Annotated in this window: 6 protein-coding genes and 2 pseudogenes; 5 read left to right on the top strand and 3 right to left on the bottom strand. The window is 61.3% G+C overall.

All coding sequences use genetic code 11. The annotated features are described in order from the left end of the window. Nucleotides 1-217, bottom strand: a pseudogene (locus X803_RS0110315) (IS110 family transposase); the annotation flags it as partial. 269 nt (nucleotides 218-486) lie between these two features. Here X803_RS0110315 and X803_RS19190 point away from each other — a divergent pair. Then, a pseudogene (locus X803_RS19190) lies at nucleotides 487-840 on the top strand (IS3 family transposase); the annotation flags it as partial. On the opposite strand, the gene X803_RS21510 reads toward X803_RS19190, so the two are convergent. Beyond that, nucleotides 836-1,126 carry a GntR family transcriptional regulator gene (locus X803_RS21510; protein WP_084033631.1) on the bottom strand — a complete coding sequence of 97 codons (291 nt, stop codon included), beginning with the start codon at nucleotides 1,124-1,126 and terminating at the stop codon, nucleotides 836-838. The pseudogene X803_RS19190 and the gene X803_RS21510 overlap by 5 nt on opposite strands. After that, on the bottom strand, nucleotides 1,123-2,148 hold the full coding sequence (locus tag X803_RS0110300; protein WP_026545075.1) for a hypothetical protein: 1,026 nt from the start codon (nucleotides 2,146-2,148) through the stop codon (nucleotides 1,123-1,125). Before X803_RS0110300 ends, X803_RS21510 begins: the two co-directional genes overlap by 4 nt. Before the next feature lie 219 nt (nucleotides 2,149-2,367). Between X803_RS0110300 and X803_RS0110295 the strand changes: the two genes are divergently transcribed. The 4 genes from X803_RS0110295 to X803_RS0110280 all read left to right on the top strand — a co-directional run bounded on the left by X803_RS0110295 (nucleotide 2,368) and on the right by X803_RS0110280 (nucleotide 7,404). Next, a complete protein-coding gene (locus X803_RS0110295) occupies nucleotides 2,368-2,709 on the top strand; it encodes a VOC family protein (protein ID WP_035778581.1) in 342 nt (113 codons plus the stop codon). 155 nt (nucleotides 2,710-2,864) lie between these two features. Next, nucleotides 2,865-4,412, top strand: a complete 1,548-nt coding sequence (locus tag X803_RS0110290) for an LTA synthase family protein (protein WP_026545073.1) — start codon at nucleotides 2,865-2,867, stop codon at nucleotides 4,410-4,412. 232 nt (nucleotides 4,413-4,644) lie between these two features. Further along, on the top strand, nucleotides 4,645-5,667 hold the full coding sequence (locus X803_RS0110285; protein ID WP_156930048.1) for a LacI family DNA-binding transcriptional regulator: 1,023 nt from the start codon (nucleotides 4,645-4,647) through the stop codon (nucleotides 5,665-5,667). A gap of 66 nt (nucleotides 5,668-5,733) precedes the next feature. After that, on the top strand, nucleotides 5,734-7,404 hold the full coding sequence (locus X803_RS0110280) for an ABC transporter substrate-binding protein (protein WP_026545071.1): 1,671 nt from the start codon (nucleotides 5,734-5,736) through the stop codon (nucleotides 7,402-7,404). Nucleotide 7,405 lies beyond the last annotated feature (1 nt).

Below are 7,405 nucleotides of genomic sequence, written 5' to 3'. Positions count from 1 at the left end.
CGTAGGAGGAGGTTCCCTCGACAGCGGCGAAGACTGTCTTTCCGCCCGTGCGTCGCCGGATCCACCCGAGGGCTCGCTCCATTCCGGGCACCGTGGTCGGGAACGCTGCGGTGTCGACCACCGCCCCTGTTGCGCAATGGACGGTGGTGAAGGTGTGGGTGCGGGCGTGGGTGTCGACTCCGACGACGAACTCGAAGTCTTCGGCAATGATCGTCATGGATGTTTGTCCTCCTTCGGTGAACCGGTCAGATTGGCGGGAGCCTGCTTTGTTCGCTCGAAGACGCATCTGTAACGAGTCACACCTTGGGGGTGGACAATCTTCTGATCAGGTCATCCGTGCGGGCAGGCCGTGCCAGGAGGTCAGCGTGGACGAGTCATTTTCAAGACACCGCGGGGAGTGCGGGTCGGATATACCCTGAGTCACGCGCTGATCTCCGGGACCAGCCTGCCAGCCAGCCTCTGGCCGGCTAATGACCATTACAGACTTACCCGCTGGTCACGGATCTTGCCGCCGAGGGGATTCCCGTGGCGGTGACCTGCAGGGTGTTGAAGTTCAGTAAGCAAGGGTATTACCGGTGGAGGGCCAGCCCGGTGACCGACCGGGACTGGTCGGACGCGCACCTGATCAATGCCGCCCTGGACATTCACGCCGACGACCCGGCGTTCGGGTACCGGTTCATCGCCGACGAACTACCGGAAAAGGGTGTTACAGCCAGTGAGAACAGGGTCCAGCGCCTGTGCCGGGACCATGGCATTTGGTCGGTGTTCGCCAAGAAACGAGGCCTGAACCGTAAACCGGGACCACCGGTTCATGATGACCTGGTGGAACGGGACTTCACCCCCTTTCGGCCAGTGTTTGGGCTGCCTTGATGAGCGGTTCGGTGGTGGCGTGCCCAGGATTGACCCGGGTTCCTGCCGCGCGTGCGGTACGGATGAGTCCTGCACTTTCGAGCTCTTTGTAGGCTTTGCCCACTGTGCCGGGGGCTACTCGGAGGTCAGCGGCGAGTTGCCTGACCGGAGGGAGCTTCGTGTCGGGCGTGAGTTGCCCGGCCTGTATCTGCGCTGCCAGTTGGGAGCGGATCTGTTCGACGGGTGAGATTGTTGATGAGGGGTCGACGTTTATCATCGTGCTGGTTCGTGGTTCGGGTTACTGATGGTGCGGGCGAGGGACTGCAGGTTCGTACTGATGGTGACGGCTTTGACGAGCAAGACTACGGCGGTGATGCCCACGAGAATCGAAACAAGAATCAGGGTCAGTGCGAGCGAGTGTCCGGGTTCAACGGCGATCGTGCCAGGAGGCAGCGATGAGTCGATGGTGGGAACAGGATCAGTGTGGGATGAGCGCAGGACTATTCCTGTAATAATGCCGAGGCCCGCGATCTGGAATGCAAGGGCTGAGCTGGACGCGGCCATGACGAATGTTGTCGCTAGCGATCGAAGGGACCGATCTAGGTCGAAGAGGTCTGCCGACGGTGGGCGCGGCGCGGCCGCTATACGGCGTAGAGACCAGTACACGACGCAGATCATCAGCGCCGTCCCGATGATCATCGGCACGCCGTAGTACCAGCCGGGGAACGGCCCCGACGAAGAGATGTTGTATTGGACGTCGGATACCTGCCCATTCTCCACCGCCCAGCCAGAGAGGCTTCGGCGTTGAAATACCCGGTGCAGACCATGCTCATCCGTCGCCGAGTAGATACCGGCCAAGAGCAACCCGAGCACCAGCATGATCGCCGCCGTCAGGGGCAGAACGAATACACGCTCACGGGCAAATGTGGTGACTCCACGCGGTTCGAGCTCTGCGACCACTGGCGTTCCTACCTCTGCCGTCCACGCCGGACGAGGCCAAAGCGAATATGCCAGCAACCCTACGACCGTTCCGGCGCCACCGGCGAGAGCGAACGGCAGGCCGTAACCTTGTCCCCACCATGAGGCGATAAGCGACATGAGCATCGCGACGCTGCAACCGATCAGAAGAGCAGCGCCGGTTGCGCGAGCCTCCGAACGATACTTGGACGCGGCCGGCCCCCTGTTCTGAGATGCCGTACCGCTTCTGATCGAGACGTCGCTAGTCATGCCGTTCAGCCGGCGTAGGAGGAAGATCAAGCCCCCGGCCACGACTGTTGTGATGACCACGACGACTGCCATTGGTAGAAATCCCACGGGTCCCCCTCAAACGGTTTGTATCAGGGATGCAATACAAGCCGTCTCGCATGCTTGTGTCAAGAGCGGAGTACAAATAAGGGCTACGTGTCACTGCGCTCGCTGCCATGGTCGACGCGAGGTAGTGGATGCTCCTGGCGTGCAACGGAGCACAGGATTTGCAACCGTTGAGTGAGATTCCTCCAAGCGCGTACCATCGCGGCCATGGTGGATCTTTTCGCTGGATTTGCGGTCTCCGACTATGACCGGGCGCTGCAGTGGTATCGGCTCCTACTGGGCCGGGACCCTAGCTTTCATCCGAATGACCGGGAGGCAGTGTGGGAGGTCGGTGAACATTGCTATGTCTATTTCGAGGTTCTTCCCGACCGTGCCGGCGGGGCACTGAGCATGGTCATGGTCGAGGACGTCGACGGCACGGTCTCGGAGATCTCCGGTCGTGGCATCGAGCCCCTCCGGTCGGAGCATTACGAGGGTGGCATGCGCAAGGTCGTCTATCAGGATCCTGATGGGAATGAACTGTCTTTCGGCGGTATCAGTCCGAAGTAAGTGCCGGTCGCTCACGCAATCCATCAGAACAGGAACGGGTGAACCATCGTTGAACGAGTAACATGGCGGGACTAGGCTTCTACGGCCAGAGATCGAATTGGAACCCAAAGGGGCCTTCGACTGGCGTTTGGGCGTCTGGAACGCGAGGTGATGCCATGTCCGGTCGGACTCTTCACGTGGCCCGGCGGGCTGGCGCCGTCCTGGGGCGAACCTGTGTCTACGTCCTGATCTGGGCGGGACTCACTCTGCTCATAGCCGCTGTCGGCATTCGCTTCTACTGGGGCAAGATCTCTGTGGGTCAGATGCTCCTGAACCTCGTCGCCGTCGAAACCGACGGCGGCGCCGGAGCAATCGTCTGGGTCGGCATCTTAGTGATCGGCGTAGTCCCTCTGCTCATCACCGCCGGGATCGCCTTATGGCCGTACTTCCGACGCCGCGGGCGTCGGAAGTACGGCGCCATCCCGCGGCGACAGCAGCGGATCACGCACACCGCCTTCACCGCTCTGGTGGCCGCGCTCGTTATTGCCGGCACCACTTCCTTCGCCAGCACAGTCAGCATGTGGGATTACATCAAGGCGCTGAATTCCTCCTATGACATCGGCAACTACTATGTGGAGCCGACCATCACCAGCGATGCGCACAAACGAAATCTGGTGTTGATCTATCTCGAGTCAGGTGAAGGCACCATCGCGGATGACCAGCTCTTTGAAAAAGACGCGTTTGCTTCACTCAGGGAGGCCACCCTGGCCTCAGAGGGTTGGCAAACCATCGAAAGCCTGCGCGAATACAAGGGTGGCGGCTGGACAATGGCCGGGCTCGTTTCGACACAATGCGGCATCCCGTTGAAAGGCACAAGTTCCGCTATGGGAAGCGGCGCGCTCAACAATCTGGGCGGCGAAGTCGATACCTATCTGGGTGGAGTTACCTGCCTGGGTGACGTCCTGGACGAGCACGGTTACACCAACGTCTTCCTGGGTGGTGCGAACGCCTCCTTCGCAGCGAAGGACGTCTTCCTGAGCGGTCATGGCTACTCCGAGATTAAGGACCTCTCCGCCTGGCGCACAGCCGGTGAACCGGAGAAAAACTTCCGCGACTGGGGCCTGAGCGATGAACGCCTGATGGCGCACGCCAAGGAAGAGATCGACGTGCTGCACGCCGAGGCGGAGAAGTCCGGTCAGCCGTTCAACCTCACCTTGCTGACGCTGGACACACACGCGCCGCTTCACATTTTCGACTACTGCGACGTGGATACGGAGAACGCGACCACCTCGGTGTTCTCCTGCTCCATGACCCAGGTGGCCGGATTTGTGAACCATATGAAGGAAAAGGGCTACCTTGACGACACCGCGGTGGTCATCATGGGCGACCACCTCAAGCAGCTCAGCACCGGCGACCCCTTCGAAGAACAGTTAAGCGGCAACCACAACCGCACCATCTTCAACCGGATCTGGATTCCGGGCGCGGACAGCAGCAGCAGCTTGCGCGCTGACGTGGACCAGCTAAACATGTACTCGTCCATACTGGAGGCGGCCGGGCTGACCCTCCAGGACCAGGAGGCAGGCCTGGGTGTGTCCGGCTTCGCCTCATCAGTTCCCACTGACTCAGCACAGGCCATGACCCCTGATTCCTACGCTGAGCTGTTGGACTCGGCTTCGGCGCGTTTTTATGAGGAGGCCTGGGCCGGCGAGCGAGCCATCGAATAGCCCTGTCCATTCCTGCCCCACGGCACAAACCCATGGCCGGCCGCTCCTGGTAGCAGGTGGAGAAAAGCTATTGACTTCATTTACTAACGCGCGTAACTTAGATCACAGCTAACGCGCGTTACTAACTTTCGCTAGGCTCAGGGCCAGCGTCAATGTCGACTATTGGAGGCCTATCGTGGCAGGGACAACAGGTGCTGCCGGCACCTCGCGACGTGCGCAGCGAGGTGCCACCATGACGGACGTCGCCAAGCATGCCGGAGTTTCGCGCACCGCTGTCTCCTTCGTTCTCAGCAATAGGGCCGACGCAAGCATCTCCGAGGAAACTCGCCGCCGGATCACCGAAGCCGCCCATTTTCTTGGCTACCGGCCGAACGCCGGTGCCCGCGCACTCGCTTCCCAGCGCAGCGACTGGTACGGACTTGTCACCGAAATCGTCACCGCACCATTCGCCGTCGACATCATCAAAGGAGCACAGGACCGCGCCTGGAAGGATCACCGCTTCCTCCTCATCGCCAGCACCGATCAGGGTGTAGCCGACGGCGACGGCACCACCGATGGGGAACAGCGGAGCCTGGAAGACGCCGCCATAGAAAAGCTTCTCGAGCAACGCGTCGAAGGCCTGCTTTACGCAGCGACTTGGCACCGGGCGGTGCAGGTGCCCAAGGCCGTCCGCGAGGTGCCAACCGTCTTGATCAACTGCTTCGACGCGAACGGCGAGCTACCCTCCATCGTCCCCGACGAGGTCAACGGTGGTCGCCGGGCAACGCGCCGACTGCTGGAAGCCGGGCATCGGCGGATCGGATTCATCAACCTTGATCCGGACATCCCGGCAGCCGTCGGCCGCCTTGAAGGGTACCGGCTGGAACTCGCTTCTGCAGGTATTGCGCTTGACGAGGGGTTGATCGCCTCGGGGCATGCCACTGCGGACGGCGGCTACGAGGCTGTCCACAAGATCCTTGACCAGACAGACCCTCCAACGGCCCTCTTCTGCGGAAATGACCGCATGGCGATGGGCGCATATGACGCGATCAAGGAACGGGGACTATCCATTCCCGAAGATATCGCTGTGATCGGCTTCGACAACCAGGAACTGATTGCGGCTTACCTTCGACCGAAGCTCACTACGGTTGCACTGCCGTTTGAGGAGATGGGCGCACTGGGAGTCCAGTCGCTGTCACAACTTACAGCCGGACAGCCGATCACTGCGCATAAGCAGATGGTCGACTGTCCGCTGCTAGAACGCTTTTCAGTCTGACGCCAATCAACACCTGAAAAGCAGCCCTTCCAACCCCGCAAGACGGAACAGAAAGAGATATCCATCATGACACAACACCAATTTCTGAGGCGTGCCCGCAATGCGGCGGCTGCCCTCGCCGTGAGCGCCCTGGTGCTGACCGGCTGCTCAGCGAACCAGTCCTCCCCCGGGGCGGACGCCCCCGAGCGCACCCTGCTCACAATTCCGCGTGAAGACATGGGCACCTTTGTGCGGAACTTCAACCCATTCTCGCCCAACGTAGCGCCGATGACCCAGCAGGCCATCTACGAGTCAATGCTCATCTATAACCCCGCTGACGGCACCACCACGCCATGGCTGGCAACGGAATGGGAAGTCGCCGAAGACGGCAAGTCCATTACGTTCACCCTGCGCGACGGCGTCACCTGGTCCGACGGTGAACCTCTCCTCGGTGAGGACGTGGCCTACACCTTCGAACTCCAGCGTGAACTCCTCGGCGGCTTCGACTACCTGGATGCAGTGACGGCCGACGGCAACACCGTCACCTTCACTTTCAACACCGCTTTCTCGCCCGCCCTCTACGAGGTTGGCCAGCAGATCATCGTGCCCAAGCACATCTGGTCCGCGATCGATGACCCGTCCAAAGAGACAAACGAGACGCCGGTCGGCACCGGACCGTACACCGAAGTTGCCCAGTTCCAGGACCAGTCCTTCGTTCTGGAGAAAAACCCCAACTACTGGCAGCCCGAGAAGCAGCAGATCGAAGGCATCCGTATGCTGGCCTTCGCCGGCAATGACGGCGCAAACCTCGCCGCTGTGAACGGGGATGTCGACTGGGCACCGCAGTTTATGCCCAACATCGAGGAAACCTTCATCTCCAAGGACCCGGAAAACCGGACCTACTGGTTCCCGCCCACCGGCGCCATGATCAATTGGCAGCTGAACACCGCCAAGGCGCCGTTCGACGACGTCGACGTCCGGAAAGCGCTCAGCATGGCGGTCAACCGCGAACAGGTCACCAGCATCGGCATGAGCGGCTACACCGATCCTGCCGACTGCACCGGCCTCTCCGGCGCTTATGAAAAGTGGAAGAGCGAGGAAGTCCTCGCCGACTGCGATTGGACCGAGTACAACGCCGACGCGGCAAATGCCCTCCTGGACGAGGCGGGCTACCCCAAGGGTGAAGACGGCATGCGGACCCTGAAGGACGGCAGTCCGTTCACGTTCGATATCTCCGTGGGCTCGGCGTCCTCCGACTGGCTCTCGGTCGCCAACGTCATTTCCCAGAACCTCGCCGACGTCGGCATCACAGCAACGGTCGACGCACCCGACTGGGCGACCGTGGTTTCCGGCTACGAGCTCGGCGAGTTCGATACCGGAATCGTCTGGAGCAACAACGCTCCCACCCCGTACCAGTACTTCAAGGGGATAATGGGCACATCCACGGTCAAGCCGGTGGGTGAGAAAACCTTCGAGAACTACCACCGGTACGGCAACGAAGAAGCCGACCAGCTCCTCGCTGACTTCGCCGCAACCTCAGACGAGGCCGAGCAGAGCGAACTTGCGGACGACCTCCAGGAGGTCTACAGCGAGAACGCACCTACCGTGCCGCTCTTCCCCGGCCCTGAGTGGGGCGCCTATACCGACGTGAACTTCGAGGGCTGGCCCACCGAGGATAACCCGTACGCCACCCTGTCGGTCCGCGCACCCACCACCGTCCTGGTGCTCACCTCGCTGACGCCCGCTTCCGCCCAGTAGC

The organism is Arthrobacter sp. 35/47 (assembly GCF_000520475.1).
In the GTDB taxonomy this organism is placed as follows: domain Bacteria; phylum Actinomycetota; class Actinomycetes; order Actinomycetales; family Micrococcaceae; genus Arthrobacter_D; species Arthrobacter_D subterraneus.
Note: the sequence above shows the minus strand (reverse complement) of the source record. Positions and strands in the feature narration are given on the sequence as shown.